This window comes from Pseudomonas sp. NFACC10-1 (assembly GCF_900119195.1).
Classification (GTDB): domain Bacteria; phylum Pseudomonadota; class Gammaproteobacteria; order Pseudomonadales; family Pseudomonadaceae; genus Aquipseudomonas; species Aquipseudomonas cerasi.
This window is the reverse complement of the sequence record NZ_FPJB01000002.1, coordinates 467991-484585: the sequence shown is the minus strand read 5'-3', so window position 1 is coordinate 484585 and position 16595 is coordinate 467991. Positions and strand designations below refer to the sequence as shown.

The following is a 16595-nucleotide window of genomic DNA, read 5'->3' as shown; positions in this document are numbered from 1 at the left end:
TTAACCCAAATGATGTCGGTACGGCTAGGTTCAGTTCGCAGGGATGCTTTTCATCAGCCCTTGATCAAGTCTAGATCACCGCAAATGTGCCCTGGGCCTTGGCGACGAGCTTGTCGCCCTGAACGACTTCAGCCTCGACCACCAGCGTGCGGCGACCCGCGTGCAGCACCTTGGCGATGCACAGGACTTCGCCCTCGGAGACGCCACGCACGTAGTTGATCTTGCACTCGATGGTCACGCTGCGCTGGTCGAAACCGTGAGCGCTGGAACAGGCCAGGCCCATGGCGATATCGACCAGGCTGAAGATTGCACCGCCGTGCATCACGTTGCCGCGATTGCGCAGGTGCGCCTCCAGCGGCAACGCAACTTCGGCAACGCCCTCGTCCAGACGCCGCAGCTCGCAGCCGAGCATCTTGAAATAGGCGCTGTGGGTCAGATCTTCAGGAATATCCATCAGCGCTTCTTCAGTTGCTTGGCATTGGCGAACAGCGACGCCATCGCATTGTTGGCGGGCGCTGGCGCAGTGGTTTCCTTGCGCGGAGCGTTGTTCTGACGAGGCGAAGAACCTGGACGGGCACCGCGTGCGCCATCGATTTTCTCGCCGGGCGTGTCGCTCATGCGCATCGACAGGCCGACGCGTTTGCGCGGGATATCGACTTCCATGACCTTCACTTTCACCACATCACCGGCCTTGACCGCTTCACGCGGGTCCTTGATGAACTTCTCGGACAACGCCGAGATGTGTACCAGACCGTCCTGATGCACGCCGATATCGACGAACGCACCGAAGTTGGTGACGTTGGTGACCACGCCTTCGAGGATCATCCCCAGTTGCAGGTCCTTGAGGTCTTCGACCCCGTCCTGGAACTCGGCAGTCTTGAACTCCGGACGCGGATCACGGCCCGGTTTTTCGAGTTCCTGAAGGATATCGGTCACGGTCGGCAGACCAAAGGTCTCGTCGGTGAATTTCTTCGGGTCCAGGCGCTTGAGAAAGCTGGCGTCGCCGATCAGCGAGCGAATGTCCCGGTCGGTTTCAGCCGCAATGCGCTGCACCAGCGGGTAGGCTTCCGGGTGAACGGCGGAGGCGTCCAGCGGGTTGTCACCGGTCATGACGCGCAGGAAACCGGCGGCCTGTTCAAAGGTTTTTTCGCCCAGGCGGCTGACTTTCTTCAGCGCCGCGCGGGTCTTGAACGCGCCGTTTTCATCACGATGCGCAACGATGTTCTGCGCCAGCGTGGTGTTGAGGCCGGAAATGCGTGCCAGCAGCGCCACGGAGGCCGTGTTCACGTCCACGCCCACGGCGTTCACGCAGTCTTCCACCACCGCATCCAGGCCGCGCGCCAGCTTGAGCTGCGACACGTCGTGCTGGTACTGGCCGACCCCGATGGATTTCGGGTCGATTTTCACCAGTTCGGCGAGCGGGTCCTGCAAGCGACGGGCAATGGATACCGCGCCACGGATCGACACGTCGAGGTCCGGGAACTCCTTGGCGGCCAGTTCCGATGCCGAGTACACCGAAGCGCCTGCTTCGGAGACCATGACCTTGGTCATCTTCAGACCCGGGTATTTTTTGATCAGGTCGGCAGCCAGCTTGTCGGTTTCGCGGCTGGCGGTGCCGTTGCCGATGGCGATCAGGTCGACCGAATGCTTGGCGCACAGTGCGGCCAGTACGGCGATGGTCTGGTCCCACTGGTTTTTCGGTACGTGCGGATAGACGGTGGCGTAGTCGAGCAGTTTGCCGGTGGCGTCGACCACGGCGACCTTGCAGCCGGTGCGCAGACCTGGGTCGAGGCCCAGCGTGGCACGCTGACCGGCCGGCGCGGCCAGCAACAGGTCGTGCAGATTGTGGGCGAACACATTGATCGCTTCGGTTTCCGCGCCGTCACGCAGCTCACCCAGCAGATCGGTTTCAAGGTGGCTGTACAGCTTGACCTTCCAGGTCCAGCGCACCACTTCGGCCAGCCATTTGTCTGCCGGGCGGTTCTGGTTCTGGATGCCGAAGCGCTCACCGATCATCAGCTCGCACGGGTGCATGGCGCCCGGCAATTCTTCACCGACTTTCAGTGCGGAGCTCAAAAAGCCTTCATTGCGACCACGAAAAATCGCCAGCGCACGGTGCGACGGCATGCTTTTGAGCGGTTCGTCGTGTTCGAAGTAGTCGCGGAACTTGGCGCCTTCCTCTTCCTTGCCCGGTACCACGCGTGCGCTGATCACCGCTTCCTGCTTGAGGAAGCTGCGCAGCTTGTCCAGCAGCGAGGCATCCTCGGCAAAGCGCTCCATCAGAATGTACTTGGCGCCTTCCAGCGCGGCCTTTACATCGGCTACGCCTTTTTCCGCGTCGACGAAGCGGGCTGCTTCTGCTTCAGGGGCCAGGCTCGGGTCGTTGAACAGGCCATCGGCCAGTTCGCCCAACCCGGCTTCAAGGGCGATCTGGCCCTTGGTGCGGCGTTTCTGCTTATAAGGCAGGTACAAGTCTTCGAGGCGGGTCTTGGTATCGGCCAGCTTGATGTCGCGCGCCAGCTCCGGGGTCAGCTTGCCTTGCTCTTCGATGCTGGCAAGAATGCTGACGCGCCGTTCGTCCAGTTCACGCAGATAACGCAGGCGCTCTTCCAGATGGCGCAGTTGCGTGTCATCAAGACTGCCGGTCACTTCCTTGCGGTAGCGGGAAATGAAGGGCACAGTCGAGCCTTCATCCAGTAGTGCTACGGCCGCTGCGACCTGTTGTGGGCGTACGCCGAGTTCTTCGGCGATGCGGCTGTTGATGCTGTCCATAAAACCACCTGGAGTTGTGAGCAAAAAACTGGGCTATGTACGAATTGCCTTGCCTGGGTATCGTGCGCCAGCATTTATTTTCAGGGCTGGCGAACCGCCATGAGTCCGGCGTTGCCTGACTTCGAGGGCGGCGCATTATACCCAGCGAAGCCGGATTAGGGGATCGGCCGACAAATGGGGTGTTTTTTCGGCGAAAACGCAGGCACAAGTGTCGCCTCCAGTAAAATCTGCTAACAATGCACAAGGTGCGCATCACCGCAGCTACGCCATAATGCGCCCCGAGATCAGAGGAGCATCCGATGAGCAGCACCGCACAAAATGCCGAAGGCGAAAAAATCCTTATTGTCGATGACGATCCGGGGCTGAGCAGTCTCCTGGAACGTTTTTTCACCAGCAAGGGCTACCGTGCCCGCGCCGTGGCAAATGTGGAACAAATGGACCGACTGCTGGCCCGTGAGGTTTTCAACCTTGTGGTGCTGGACCTGATGCTGCCCGGCGAAGACGGCCTTTCGGCCTGTCGTCGTCTGCGTGCCGCGAACAATCAGGTGCCGATTATCATGCTGACCGCCAAGGGCGATGAGCTGAGCCGCATCAAGGGGCTCGAACTGGGTGCTGACGATTATCTGGCCAAGCCGTTCAACCCGGACGAGCTGATGGCGCGGGTCAAGGCGGTGTTGCGTCGTCAGGCGGCACCGGTGCCCGGCGCCCCTGGCAGCGAAGACGAGTCGGTCAGTTTCGGTGACTACGTGCTGTCTCTGGCAACCCGCGAGCTCAAGCGCGGTGAAGAAGTGCACATGCTCACCACCGGTGAATTCGCGGTACTGAAAGCGCTGGTCATGCACGCTCGCGAGCCGCTGACCCGCGACAAACTGATGAACCTGGCGCGTGGCCGGGAGTGGGATGCGCTGGAGCGATCCATCGACGTACAGATTTCCCGTCTGCGTCGCCTGATCGAGCCTGACCCGTCCAAGCCCCGTTATATCCAGACGGTCTGGGGCGTAGGTTATGTATTCGTTCCGGACGGTGCCGGAAGTCGCTGATAACCCGGTTGTCGGCACAGACATCCGTCATTGCTGCCAGTTACGTCGATAATCTTTCACAGGCTTATCGACGTACTGGTTTTTTGCGTTCGTCCATCGGGTCCGGCCCGCGTTCGGCAAACCTGCGAGCCTCGCTCGCCCTGCAAAGTGTATGGCTGCAGTTATGAAGACTCCGCTCTGGTTCCCGCAAAGCTTTTTCTCCCGCACGCTCTGGCTGGTGCTCATCGTCGTGCTGTTTTCCAAGGCCCTGACGCTGGTTTATCTGCTGATGAACGAAGACGTGCTGGTCGACAGGCAATACAGCCACGGCGTTGCTCTGACACTGCGTGCTTATTGGGCTGCCGGTGAAAGCGACCGCGATGCGATTGCCGAGGCGGCAGGTCTGATTCGGGTGGTGGGCGGTGGCGTGCCGGAAGGTGAGCAGCACTGGCCTTACAGTGAGATCTATCAGCGGCAGATGCAGGCGGAGCTGGGTGCCGATACGGAAGTGCGTCTGCGGGTACACGCGCCCCCCGCGCTGTGGGTGCGAGCGCCGAGCCTGGGTGACGGCTGGCTGAAAGTGCCGCTTTATCCGCACCCGTTGCGCGGTCAGAAAATCTGGAACGTGCTGGGCTGGTTCCTGGCCATCGGGTTGCTTTCCACGGCATCAGCCTGGATTTTCGTGCGTCAACTGAGTCAGCCGCTCAAGCGTCTGGTGTTTGCGGCGCGCCAGTTGGGGCAGGGGCGCAGCGTGCGGCTGCCGGTGAGTGACACACCGAGCGAGATGACCGAAGTCTATCGGGCCTTCAATCAGATGGCCGAAGACGTCGAGCAGGCCGGGCAGGAACGCGAGCTGATGCTGGCCGGGGTTTCCCACGACCTGCGCACACCGCTGACGCGCCTGCGCCTGTCTCTGGAGCTGATGAACGACAATGAGTTCTCCGAAGGCATGGTGCGCGATATCGAGGACATGGACGCCATTCTCGATCAGTTCCTGGCGTTCATCCGCGATGGCCGTGACGAGGAGATCGAAGAGGTCGATCTGGGGCATCTGGTGCGCGATGTGGTTGCACCCTTCAATGACGATGAAGACAGCATCCGTCTGTGTCTGGAGCCTATTCCGCCCTTCCCGCTGCGTCGGGTGTCGATGAAGCGCCTGCTGACCAACCTGATTGGCAATGCCAAGCACCATGCCGGCAACGGTATCGAAGTCGCTGCCTATGTATCCGGTGACCGAAACGCGCCCTACGTAGTGTTGAGTGTGCTGGACAGGGGGGCGGGCATCGATCCGTCCGAACTGGACACCATTTTCAACCCGTTCATTCGCGGTGATCGCGCACGCAGTGGCAAGGGCACCGGCCTCGGCCTGGCCATCGTCAAGCGTATTGCTGCCATGCACGGGGGTAACGTCGAGTTGAGGAATCGTTCGGGAGGTGGTCTTGAAGCACGCGTCAGGTTGCCACTGGGGCTGATGTTGCCGAGGGATGCAATTTAAGACGGGATCGAAGCAGGAAGGAAATATAAAGCGCCGTGCAAGGTCACTGGAGGCGTTCGAAAGGTCGACGCATTCTCGTGGACTTGCACGGCGGCTTGCCTGACCCGGCCCTTGGCGGAGGTACTCCCTGTACCCCTAGGTCACGCCGATCCACTTGATCAACGCGTCCCGGCCCCCTGGTCATGCGCGTACCTTCCTCAGGCCGCACAAAGCCGAAAGGTGCGACTACTGGAGTCGACACCTTTCTTCTGAATCAATACCAGTTAGGGTCTTTGCGCAGCTCTTCATTCAAGAGCTTTTGCATACCCTCGTCAGGCTTACCCAGATAACGGTAAGTCGCGTGACGTGTTGGCGATTTGTCTGCGGGAAGACCGGCAGGCACTTCAACCAACATAGCGTAAGCATCTTCCTTGTCGAGGCTGAAAGCCACGATCAGGCGCTTGCTTTTGCACGTATCGGCCGTTTCGCAAAGCGGCCCAACCAGGTAGTTGTCGCCATCTTCAGTGGCCGCCGTCATCTGCTGCTCGGAAGCACCGGACAGGTTGATCACCCAATCCGGCAAACGCTCTTCCTTCTTGACGACTTTCGCCCAGGTGGTGCGGTACTCGGGGGCGGAGCTCAGAAGCTCATTGACCCGAGACTGTCCATCATTGGCTGCCATGGCCATGACACTGCCACCCATCAACAGGGCGGCGGCCAGTGTGCGAAATGACGTGTGCATTATCAGCCTCGACCGCGACGACCGAAGAAGAACGACACAACGAACATCACCAGGAAGACGACGAACAGGATCTTGGCGATACCAGTAGCCGTGCCCGCGATACCACCGAAGCCCAGTACTGCAGCGACGATAGCGATGATCAGAAACGTGATTGCCCAACTCAACATGGTGATACTCCTTTTTGATGCCGTTTTAATAAGAGGTGCAGCTTTTAAGGTCGGGTCAGAAAACCCATTTTTGCTGTGGAGCGACTTCATCTACAGAAACCAGGCCGTCAACGTTGCGCAGGCTTGAGGACATGTCCTTGACCGCTGGAGCGCTGACGCCGCGATAGGAGATGCTGCTGGTCTGGATGAATTGCTGTTTTGGTTGAGTTGCCTCGTTGGCTTGATTCCAACGCTGGAACTGCTGAATGGCGATCAGAGTGACGAGCAGGGCAAGGAGTAGAAAAAGACCTTGCTGGATGTGCAGGGGAGAGATACGCAATTGTGCAATACGCTGGCTGTTCATCTGCAAACTCCCCTGGCCTGAGTGGGCATTCAATCTGATGGGTCGTTGTGTATCGACCTTTGTTGAATAGGTTATTGCAGACTGCATGCCAGTTTTTTGAGTGGATTAAAATCCTTTAAAATCAACAGCTTATTAAGTTTGCCGAGAGCGTCCTACCAGCAAGCTGCACGATTACCCCTTTGTAATCGTGCGTTCTGCACGAAGCGTTCGACACGCCGGCCCTGAACTGTCAGCCTGCGCTGCGCGCCATGACCTTCAGTGCGTCGCCGTTGACGCCTTTTACGCCACGAATATTTCGCGCGATTTCCACGGCCAGTTCCTTCTCGGCGAAGTTGGCAACCACGCCATTCAGGCTGACCACACCTGCCTTGGTGTCTACTTTGATATTCAGCCCATCCAGCGTCCGGCTGTAGATCAGGCTCGCCTTGACCTTGCTGGTGATCCAGGCGTCACTCATTTCCTCGGTCGGGGTCAGCGACTGTGGCTGGGTCTTGGCCGCAATCGAGTCGGCCGCGCTGAGGCTGATCAGGTTGTTGACGCTGACCACGCCATCGGTGTTACTCGCCAGGCTGCCCGCCAGTTCCTTCGCTTCAGGGCTTTGCGCGCGGCCCTTGAGGGTGATCACGCCGTCCTTGCTGTCAACATCGATGGTCAGCGCTTCGGTCACGCTGCTCCACAGCAGTTTGGATTTCACCGTCGCGACCAGCGTCGCATCCTCGAAGCGCTGAGCCATGTTGGTCCGTGTGCCGGGCTCGCTGGCAACAGAAGGATCTACCTCCAGCTGGTTGTCGACCTTTTCAATGCCTTTGGTATCCAGCGCGATGCGTTCGGCCAACTCGCGGTCCACTTCGTTTTCAACCTTGCCCTTGAGCGTCGCGGTGCCTTGTTCGACACCCACATCGATCTTGAACGGGCTCAGATGCTTGTTCAGCGCGAAAGCTGTCCAGATCGAACCTTCCTGACGCGCCTCGGCGAGTTGAGTGGGCAGGTCTGGCTGGGCGAGCACCGGGCCGCTGCCCAGCAGCGCAGCGGCGGCCGTGATCAGAGCAATCTTTTTCAGTGAAAACATAGGAGCGTTCCTTTTGCGGTGAGATCTCGTCTCCGAATGGACGGTTTTAACGGCATAAACGCGGATTAATCAGGCTGTTCGCCATTAGCTGATCAGAAAGCTACCATGCATGCCGAAGAATCAATCAGAATTGACCATGCAACTTGCCCGATGATTCCGAGACTAACTGAGACAATTCATTAAGGAGCGTAGGAAAAATGGAAGCAGCCACTGAGAATCAGGGCCGTATTCTGCTTGTGGACGATGAGTCCGCCATCCTCCGCACTTTCCGGTACTGTCTGGAAGACGAAGGCTACAGTGTCGCCACTGCCAACAGCGCAGCCCAAGCCGACACGCTCATGCAGCGTCAAGTATTCGATCTGTGCTTTCTCGATTTGCGTCTGGGCGAAGACAACGGCCTGGACGTGCTGGCGCAGATGCGGATTCAGGCGCCGTGGATGCGTGTGGTGATCGTGACTGCCCATTCGGCGGTGGATACCGCTGTCGATGCCATTCAGGCGGGCGCAGCCGATTACCTGGTCAAGCCGTGCAGTCCTGACCAGTTGCGTCTTGCAACGGCCAAGCAGCTTGAAGTCAGGCAACTGTCTGCCCGTCTCGAAGCACTGGAAGGCGAGGTTCGCAAGCCCAAGGATGGTCTGGATTCCCACAGCCCTTCGATGATGGCGATACTGGAAACGGCCCGTCAGGTTGCCGTGACCGATGCCAACATCCTGATTCTGGGCGAATCGGGTACCGGTAAGGGCGAGCTGGCCAGGGCGATTCATGGCTGGAGCAAACGGGCCAAGAAGTCCTGCGTCACCATCAACTGCCCGTCGCTGACCGCAGAATTGATGGAAAGCGAACTGTTCGGCCACAGTCGTGGCGCCTTTACCGGTGCCAGCGAAAGCACGCTGGGCCGCGTCAATCAGGCCGATGGCGGCACCCTGTTCCTCGACGAAATCGGTGACTTCCCGCTGACGCTGCAGCCCAAATTGCTGCGCTTCATTCAGGACAAGGAATACGAGCGCGTCGGTGACCCGGTGACCCGCCGTGCCGACGTGCGCATCCTGGCGGCCACCAACCTCAACCTTGAAGACATGGTGCGCAGCGGGCGTTTCCGTGAGGATCTGCTGTACCGCCTGAACGTGATCACCCTGAATCTGCCGGCCCTGCGTGAGCGCAGCGAAGACATTCTGACCCTCGCGGACCGCTTTCTGGCGCGTTTCGTCAAGGAATACGCGCGTCCGGCCCGAGGCTTCAGCGAAGAAGCCCGTGCCGCGCTGCTCAATTACCGCTGGCCAGGCAACATTCGTGAGCTGCGCAACGTGATCGAGCGTGCCAGCATCATCTGTCCACAGGATCGCGTAGAGGTCAGTCATCTGGGCATGGCTGAGCAACCGACCAACAATGCACCACGTGTGGGCGCGGCCTTGAGTCTGGACGAGCTTGAAAAGGCACACATCGGGGCCGTACTGGCAACCAGTGAAACCCTTGATCAGGCCGCCAAGACGCTGGGTATCGATGCTTCGACGCTTTACCGCAAACGAAAACAGTACAACCTATGAAATACCTCAAATGAAGCTGGCCATGAAGTTGCGCACTCGCCTCTTCCTGAGTATCTCGGCGCTTATCACGGTCGCGTTGCTCGGGCTGCTGCTGGGGCTCGTCAGTGTCATGCAGATGGCCCGTACTCAGGAATCACTGATTCAGCATAACTTCGCCATCCTCGATCTGGGTTTGAAGTTGCGCCAGAACATGGGTGATCAACTGGCGTTGATGACCGGTGCCAATCGCAATGAGGCTGAGCTGGACAGAATCCAGCAGCAGTTCGAAGAACTGCTGGAGGAAGGGTCGGCGCAGGACACCCAGCAAAATGTGCGTAACGGTTTTGAGAAGACTCGGGGCGATTATCAGCGATTCATTGCCACCTGGAAGCAATATGGCGATGATCCGCGAGGCATGCGGGGCAACCCGCAACTGAGCGAGAGTTTCGACGCTCTGCGCAACGGTCTGCTGAGTGTGCATCGCAAGGCACTGGAGAACATCAGCACCGCCGAGATCAATTCCAGGGACCGTGCATTGTGGATCGCCGGCTTGTTGGGGCTGGTCGGGCTGGCGGTGCTGTGCATCGGCTTTGTGACCGCGCACGGCATCGCCCGCCGTTTCGGTGCACCGATCGAGGCGCTGGCCAAGGCTGCCGATCGCATTGGGGAAGGTGATTACGAGGTCACGCTGCCCATTTCCTCGGCCGCAGAAATGAACCTGCTGACCCGGCGCTTCGGCATCATGGCCGAAGCCCTGCGTCAGCATCAGGCGACCAACGTCGATGAGCTTCTGGCGGGCCAGCAGCGCCTGCAAGCGGTCCTCGACAGTATCGACGACGGCCTGTTGATGATCGATCGCCAGGGTCACCTGGAGCACCTGAACCCTGTTGCGCAGCGCCAGCTCGGATGGGACGAGAGTCGCCTTGGGCAAAGTCTCGGCGAGGCATTGAGCCGTCCAGAACTGGATGAGCAACTGCATCTGGTGCTGCGGGGCGGAACGCTGGAGCGCGCGCCGGAAGATCTGGCCATCGAAATCGACGGCGAGTCTCGATTGCTGACCTACAGCATGACACCGGTCAGTCACACCAAGGGCCACATCCTGGGTGCTGTGATGGTGCTGCACGACGTGACCGAACAGCGTGCTTTCGAGCGGGTACGCAGCGAGTTCGTCCTGCGCGCCTCGCATGAGTTGCGCACGCCGGTCACGGGTATGCACATGGCGTTCGGCCTTCTTCAGGAGCGTCTGCATTTCGCTCCCGAGTCCCGTGAGGCCGATCTGCTCAATACAGTCACCGAAGAGATGCAGCGCCTCATGCAGCTCATCAACGACCTGCTGAATTTCTCGCGTTACCAGAACGGTCTGCAGAAGCTGAAACTTGCACCTTGCTCCGTCGAGACCTTGCTGCAGGAAGCCAAGGCGCGCTTCGAGGATCAGGCCCAGGAGCAGGATATTGTGCTGATGCTGGATATGCAGGAGCCCATGCCGCGTCTGCATGCCGATCAGTCCCAACTGGAGCGGGTGCTGGATAATCTGCTGGACAATGCATTGCGTCACACGCCGCCGAACGGCCTGATCCGCCTGCAGGCCAGGCGTCACGGCGAGCGGGCGATCATCAGTGTCGAGGACAACGGTGAAGGCATTGCCTACGGACAGCAGGGGCGGATCTTCGAACCCTTCGTCCAGGTGGGTCGCAAGAAAGGCGGCGCCGGGCTCGGGCTGGCGCTGTGCAAGGAGATCGTCCAACTGCACGGCGGACGCATGGGCGTGTACTCAAGGCCAGGGCAGGGCACGCAGTTCTATATGGCTTTACCGCTCTGAGGGCTTGATCGCCAGGCCCTTATCGGCTGACTGAGCGCCAGCCCCCATGCGCTTCAATTCGAGTGATTGAGCACCTGCAGGATGGCCGCGCTCTGTGCGTCGGGCTCGCCGTCGAAGCGTGCCGGGCGATAGTGCATCTGAAACGCGGCCAGTACCTGGCGCGTAGCGACGTCCAGCTCACCGGTTTGCGGAGTGCTGTAGCCCAGGCGTGCCAATTGCTGCTGGAACCAGGTGATGCTCGGCAGGTTGGCTGCCAGCAATGCCTGACGCTGGGCAACCTGGCGTTCGTCCGGCCAGTTCCCCAGACCTTCGGCAGCGAGGCGTTTCCACGGGAACAACGGCCCCGGATCCTGCTTGCGCAACGGGGCGATGTCGCTGTGACCGATGATGTGTTTGGGGTCGATTTTGTTACGTTTGACGATGTCCTTGAGCAGGACAATGATCGACTGGGTCTGCGCTTCGGTGTACGGATACCACAGGCGACCTGTCGGCGTTTCCTTGAAGCCCGGGTTGACGATCTCGATGCCGATCGAACTGGAGTTGAGCCAGGTGCGGCCTTCCCACTCGCTTTCGCCGGCATGCCAGGCACGTGCGTTTTCATCGACCAGCTTGTAGATGGTGGCCTTGCTGTCGTCACCGATCAGGTAGTGGGCGCTGACCTCGCCATGGGTCAGTAATTGCAGCGAGCGTTCCAGTGACGCCGAGGTGTAGTGCATCACCACATACTGGGCACGGCCATCGAAATTTACCGAGGGGTGGCTGGTGTCCAGCCTGGGGCCGCTGGCGCAGGCAGTGAGGATGAGCATGATAAAGGCGGAGAAATACAGCTTCATGAGGTCGGCAGCGTCGGCAGGAAATGAAACATCATAACAAAATGTGTACAAATAGCATGGGCCGCCGACTATTTGTTCAGGTCAAAATGTTTCAGTCAGCCTTGTTCGATGCGGTTCCGGCCGTTCTCCTTGGCCTTGTAAAGCGCCTGGTCGGCACGTTTGATAGCGGTGTCGCTCCGTTCTCCGGGGCGAAAAGCCGTCAGGCCAATGGACACGGTGATGGTGACTCGCTCACCCTTGAAGTGGAAGGGGCATGACTCTACGGCGGCGCGCAGTTCGTCGAGCAGCGTCAGCCCCGTGGCAGGAGGTGTTGCAGGCAGCAGCATGACAAATTCTTCGCCGCCAAAGCGTGCGAGGAAGTCGTTGGCGCGCAGGCGTTTGCTGAACACATTGGCGACAATCTTCAATACCTTGTCGCCAGCCAGATGCCCGTAACCATCGTTGATGCGTTTGAAATGGTCCAGGTCCAGAATGCAGACCAACAGACTGTTTTTTTCTTCCTGCCACCGGGCCATTTCTTGTTCGAGGCGCTCGCCCCAGGCTGCTCGATTGGGCAGTCCGGTGAGCGGGTCAATCAGGGCCTTTTGACGCTGTTCTTCCAGGTGCGTCCTGAAACCCAGGGCTTCCTGTTCCATACTCGCGACGCGGGCTGCCAGACCTTGCAGTCGCGAGGCCACTTCGCGCTCGCGGGCATCGCGCTTGAGCTGGTAGTGATCCATGGTGCCGAGCAGGGCTTCAAGCCGATTGTCGAGCACCCGCTTGAGGCTGGGCAGATCGGAGGCGTCCTGGACACTGCTTTGCAGGCCGCCCACTTGTTCGCGCAACTGGTCGTTGAGGTCACGCGCGGTGGACTGATCCTCGGCGTGATCTTCACTGGCCGCCTGCAAGTGGCTCTGAAACGATTCGAGCCGTTCATTGAGCTGCTTGAGGTAGGTGCCGAACTCCTGTTGACCGCCGTTGTTGATCGCCAGCATCAGCACCGCCATATCGTCGAGGATCGGCAGCAATTCGTACCAGTTAAGCCCATGTTTCAAGCGTAACTGCATATCCTCGACCTGCGGGCGAAAGTGCTCGGAGAGGGTCAGGTCGTCCAGCAGGCCCAGCAGGGTTTGTTCAATATGCGCAGCCACCGAGCTGTAGCTGGGCTCGGGTGATGAGGGTAGCGCGTAGCCTTCTTCGCCTTCTGCCGTCTCGGGCTGCTGCTCGGCCTCTGCGTCGGGTTCTTCAACTGTCGCGTCGATTGGCGCGGGCCGTTGTTGATAGGGCACTGACGGAACAGGCGCCAGGAGATCCGCGAAATCGATGGGTTCGACAGTGACAGGTGCAGGTTCGGCGAAGGACTCTGCCGGTGCTGGAGCAACATCCGCAGCCGTGACCGATGGTGCAGGTTCTTCAGGCGTTGCAGCGGCGGGTGTCACGACGGCAGGCGTATCGGTTTCCGGGGCAGGCGTGGGCGGTGTGCTGTCTGTGGCCGAGGTGGCTACGGTGGCAGGTGAGTCATCGACCTCGGCTTCGCCATGAGAGATGTCTGCCGGGGCGTGAGTGCTTGCTGCCTGCGGCTCTGCATCGGGCTCATGCGTGTCCGGTGCCGAGGTGGGGTCTTCGGGGTGAGCAGCCTCGGGATGAGTATCGTTGCCTTGGCCTTCGCGCGAACCGAACAGGCGTTGCAGCAATCCCTGGCGCGGACCTTCCTCGGGTTTTTCAACCTGGGTCAGGGCCTGGCCCTGCAAATTGCTCAACTCGCCGAGCAGCAGGGGCAGCTCACGGGCTTGTGAGGCACGCTCTTCAAGCTCCTTGGCAAAGCGCTTGAGTGGCTTGCGTACGTCGCGTGGCAGCGGCAATGACTGCAGCTGCGCAACCAGTGCGGTCAGTGCCGAGCTGATTTGCGCGGCCCGTACTTCGCGGCGTTGTTCAGAGTCCAGTACGGCCTTTTCGAGGCGCGGGATCAGGGCTGCCAGGCCCGCGTCCATATCATCCTTGCGGACAATTTCGCGCATCTCCTTCATGCATTCGTCGACGGCGCGGTCAGAGCCCTCTGCCGCCAGACTGCTGCGTACCAGACCGCGTCGCAACAAATCGAGCCGCGCATCCCAGCGCTTTTCGAGCTTGTCCTGTTGCTCGATCCCTTTAAGGTATTTCTCTTTCCAACGCTCCGCGTCGTCGCTCATGCAAGGCTTCCACCAGAGGGCACAGGCAGTGAGTCCCCACGCAGTGAGTCAGGCAGGCGAATCTCGACAGCGACAGGCAGATGATCGGAAATGGGCTGTGCCAGCACCTGCACACGTTCGAGCGTCAGTGTCGGGCTGAGCAAAATGTGATCGAGGCAACGTTGTGGTCGCCAACTGGGGAAGGTTGCTTCTATCTGCGGAGCCAAAAGCCCCAGGTCCCGTAGCGGCGAGTGTTCCAGCAGGTCGTTGGCATGGGTGTTCATGTCGCCCATCAGCACTTGATGGCGGTAACCGCCGATCAGTTCGCGAATGTAGGCGAGCTGCCGGGTTCGGGTTCGGGTCCCCAGCGCCAGGTGCATCATGACCACGACAAGGGCATCTTCGCCCTCGCCGAAACGCACGAGAATTGCGCCGCGCCCGGCAGGACCCGGCAGCGGATGATCCTCGATCTTGGTCGGGCGCAGACGGCTCAACACACCATTGCTGTGCTGCGCCAGGCGCCCGAGGTTGCGATTGAGTTGTTGATACCAGTACGGAAAACCACCCAGCTGGGCAAGGTGCTCGACCTGGTTGATGAAGCCGGAGCGCATGCTGCCGCCGTCGACTTCCTGCAGTGCCACCAGATCGAATTCATTGATCAGATCGCCGATCTTCTGCAGGTTGCCAGCTCGACCGCCATGCGGCAGCAAATGCTGCCAGCTGCGCGTCAGGTAATGATGGTAGCGCTGGGTACTGATACCCACCTGGATATTGAAACTGAGCAAACGCAGCCTGCCGTCTTCCGGCAAGCCGTTTTGCAGCAGATGATGTTCGTTGACCTGCGGATCATGCAGGCCAACGATACGGGTACTGCCTTTGCCCCAGCGGCGCATGATGTGCGCTTACTTGGCGGCTGTGCTAGCCGCTCGCTCTTTGGCAATCAGTTGATCGGCAACTTCCAGGGTCTTTTCCGGACCACCGGCAGAACCCAGGTCAAAGCGGTACTTGCCATTGACGATCATGGTCGGAACGCCAGTCACTTCGTACTTCTTGGCCAGTTCCTTGTACTGGGCGATCTTGCCCTTGACTGCGAAAGAGTCGAACGTTTTCAGGAAGTCTTCCTTGTTCACGCCCTGTGTGGCGACGAAGTCAGCCATGTCATTCTTGTCGGTCAGACGCTTGCCGCCTTTCTGGATGGCTTCGAATACGGCGGCGTGAACCTTGTGCTCGACGCCCATGGTGTCGAGGGTGATGAACAGCTGGCCGTGTGCATCCCACGGGCCGCCGAACATGGCAGGGATGCGTACGAACTTGACGTCGGACGGCAGTTTTTCAATCCACGGATTGATCGTTGGCTCGAACGCGTAGCAGTGCGGGCAGCCATACCAGAACAGCTCGACGACTTCGATCTTGCCTGGCTCGGCAACAGGCACAGCGCTCGCCAGCTCGACGTATTGCTTGCCTGCCTCGATGGGCGTGGCGGCCTGGGCGGACATACCGAACAGACTGGCGGCAACCAGAGCGGCGCTGATGATCAGATTACGCATGCTTTACTCCTGAGCAGATTGAATCGCCTTCAAGCGACGGTGGTTTCGACCGGACGCGAAAGCCTGAGTTCGTTAGTGTAACGCTGAGGTTGTAAAAATGGGCGACCGCGGACGGCCTTTTTGCATAAGGAGTGAAGCAGGTCATGTCTGAATGTTCCAGCACACCGGTCAGAGCGGCGCGATACGGTGTGAGTGTGGGCCGGGGGACAGGTGTGTCATTATATGCGCACGCATCCAAACGAAACCGACACCTCTTGCCGCACCCCTTGCAGGCAGGTCTTCACCGGAAATCACATGCAACTCAAAAACCCCATTCTCGGTCTGTGCCAACAGGCCACGTTCATGCTCAGCGCCGCCAAGGTCGACCAATGCCCCGACGACGAAGGTTTTGAGGTCGCATTTGCCGGTCGCTCCAACGCGGGCAAATCGAGTGCGCTGAACACCCTGACCCACGCCAGCCTGGCGCGCACATCCAAGACCCCGGGGCGTACCCAGTTGCTGAATTTTTTCGGCCTGGACGAAGATCGCCGTCTGGTCGACCTGCCTGGTTACGGCTACGCCAAAGTGCCCATCCCGCTCAAACTGCACTGGCAGCGTCACCTGGAAGCCTACCTGGGCAGCCGCGAAAGCCTGAAGGGTCTGATCCTGATGATGGATATCCGTCATCCAATGACCGACTTCGACGTGCTGATGCTGGACTGGGCCATCGCCAGCAACATGCCGATGCACATTCTGTTGACCAAGGCCGACAAGCTGACCTACGGCGCGGCCAAGAACACGCTGCTCAAGGTTCAGGCCGAGATTCGCAAAGGCTGGGGCGATGCAGTGAGCATCCAGTTGTTCTCGGCTCCCAAGCGCATGGGGCTGGAAGAGGCTTACACCGTGCTGGCCGACTGGATGGAACTGGAAGACAAGGCGCCTGCGGAGTAAATCGCAGGCAAAAAAGACCCCGGACTTCGCATGGGGAGGGGGAAGTTCCGGGGCTTAAGGTCCAGACCTTAGGGTGGGATCTGGATAACTGCCAACACTTAACACAACTAGGAGCACGATCGATTTTTCAACCAATCGACACGTCTGACTCCTGTCCAAACGGTTAAGTTCCAGCAGTGAAGAAAAGTTCACATTTCCTACAATATTTGA

15 protein-coding genes are annotated in these 16595 nt (G+C 59.5%); 5 read left to right on the top strand and 10 right to left on the bottom strand.

All coding sequences use genetic code 11. The annotated features are described in order from the left end of the window. Positions 1-70: 70 nt before the first annotated feature. The gene (locus tag BT119_RS06775) at positions 71-454 is read right to left on the bottom strand and encodes a PaaI family thioesterase (RefSeq protein ID WP_003367417.1); all 384 of its coding nucleotides are present in this window, start codon (positions 452-454) and stop codon (positions 71-73) included. Further along, the gene (locus BT119_RS06770; RefSeq protein WP_003367415.1) at positions 454-2772 is read right to left on the bottom strand and encodes a Tex family protein; all 2319 of its coding nucleotides are present in this window, start codon (positions 2770-2772) and stop codon (positions 454-456) included. The genes BT119_RS06775 and BT119_RS06770 overlap by 1 nt, the downstream gene beginning before the upstream one ends. A 299-nt stretch (positions 2773-3071) precedes the next feature. Here BT119_RS06770 and ompR point away from each other — a divergent pair, with 299 nt between their 5' ends. Both ompR and BT119_RS06760 read left to right on the top strand, forming a co-directional pair. Continuing rightward, complete coding sequence (gene ompR / locus BT119_RS06765) at positions 3072-3812, top strand: osmolarity response regulator transcription factor OmpR (RefSeq protein WP_003318889.1); 741 nt, start codon at positions 3072-3074, stop codon at positions 3810-3812. Between the two features lie 163 nt (positions 3813-3975). Next, positions 3976-5286, top strand: a complete 1311-nt coding sequence (locus tag BT119_RS06760; RefSeq protein ID WP_003432212.1) for an ATP-binding protein — start codon at positions 3976-3978, stop codon at positions 5284-5286. 253 nt (positions 5287-5539) lie between these two features. Here the strand turns inward: BT119_RS06760 and BT119_RS06755 are convergent, their stop codons facing one another. The 4 genes from BT119_RS06755 to BT119_RS06740 all read right to left on the bottom strand — a co-directional run bounded on the left by BT119_RS06755 (position 5540) and on the right by BT119_RS06740 (position 7586). Continuing rightward, positions 5540-6007: an inhibitor of vertebrate lysozyme family protein gene (locus BT119_RS06755; RefSeq protein ID WP_003367410.1), complete on the bottom strand. Its 468-nt coding sequence runs from the start codon at positions 6005-6007 to the stop codon at positions 5540-5542. A 2-nt stretch (positions 6008-6009) separates the two neighbouring features. Then, positions 6010-6174: a DUF1328 domain-containing protein gene (locus BT119_RS06750; protein WP_002555679.1), complete on the bottom strand. Its 165-nt coding sequence runs from the start codon at positions 6172-6174 to the stop codon at positions 6010-6012. A 55-nt stretch (positions 6175-6229) separates the two neighbouring features. After that, positions 6230-6517, bottom strand: coding sequence for a hypothetical protein (locus BT119_RS06745; RefSeq protein ID WP_057457162.1), 288 nt, complete (start codon positions 6515-6517; stop codon positions 6230-6232). Positions 6518-6746: 229 nt separating this feature from the next. Next, positions 6747-7586, bottom strand: coding sequence for a BON domain-containing protein (locus tag BT119_RS06740; protein ID WP_003367404.1), 840 nt, complete (start codon positions 7584-7586; stop codon positions 6747-6749). A 197-nt stretch (positions 7587-7783) separates the two neighbouring features. Between BT119_RS06740 and algB the strand changes: the two genes are divergently transcribed. Then, positions 7784-9130: a sigma-54-dependent response regulator transcription factor AlgB gene (algB, locus tag BT119_RS06735; protein ID WP_003367401.1), complete on the top strand. Its 1347-nt coding sequence runs from the start codon at positions 7784-7786 to the stop codon at positions 9128-9130. Between the two features lie 10 nt (positions 9131-9140). Further along, positions 9141-10928, top strand: coding sequence for a KinB sensor domain-containing domain (locus BT119_RS06730; protein WP_003367399.1), 1788 nt, complete (start codon positions 9141-9143; stop codon positions 10926-10928). 53 nt (positions 10929-10981) lie between these two features. Here BT119_RS06730 and BT119_RS06725 read toward each other — a convergent pair whose 3' ends face one another. From BT119_RS06725 to BT119_RS06710, 4 genes are all read right to left on the bottom strand, one after another. Beyond that, positions 10982-11761, bottom strand: coding sequence for an N-acetylmuramoyl-L-alanine amidase (locus BT119_RS06725; RefSeq protein ID WP_003367397.1), 780 nt, complete (start codon positions 11759-11761; stop codon positions 10982-10984). Between the two features lie 95 nt (positions 11762-11856). After that, positions 11857-13929: a GGDEF domain-containing protein gene (locus BT119_RS06720; RefSeq protein ID WP_072365155.1), complete on the bottom strand. Its 2073-nt coding sequence runs from the start codon at positions 13927-13929 to the stop codon at positions 11857-11859. After that, a complete protein-coding gene (locus tag BT119_RS06715; RefSeq protein ID WP_003367393.1) occupies positions 13926-14801 on the bottom strand; it encodes an endonuclease/exonuclease/phosphatase family protein in 876 nt (291 codons plus the stop codon). The genes BT119_RS06720 and BT119_RS06715 overlap by 4 nt, the downstream gene beginning before the upstream one ends. A gap of 9 nt (positions 14802-14810) precedes the next feature. Then, a complete protein-coding gene (locus BT119_RS06710; RefSeq protein ID WP_003432225.1) occupies positions 14811-15455 on the bottom strand; it encodes a thiol:disulfide interchange protein DsbA/DsbL in 645 nt (214 codons plus the stop codon). A gap of 294 nt (positions 15456-15749) precedes the next feature. Here BT119_RS06710 and yihA point away from each other — a divergent pair, with 294 nt between their 5' ends. Beyond that, entirely contained in the window at positions 15750-16385 is a 636-nt protein-coding gene (gene yihA / locus BT119_RS06705; protein ID WP_003341625.1) for a ribosome biogenesis GTP-binding protein YihA/YsxC, read from the top strand. The last annotated feature ends 210 nt before the right edge of the window (positions 16386-16595 follow it).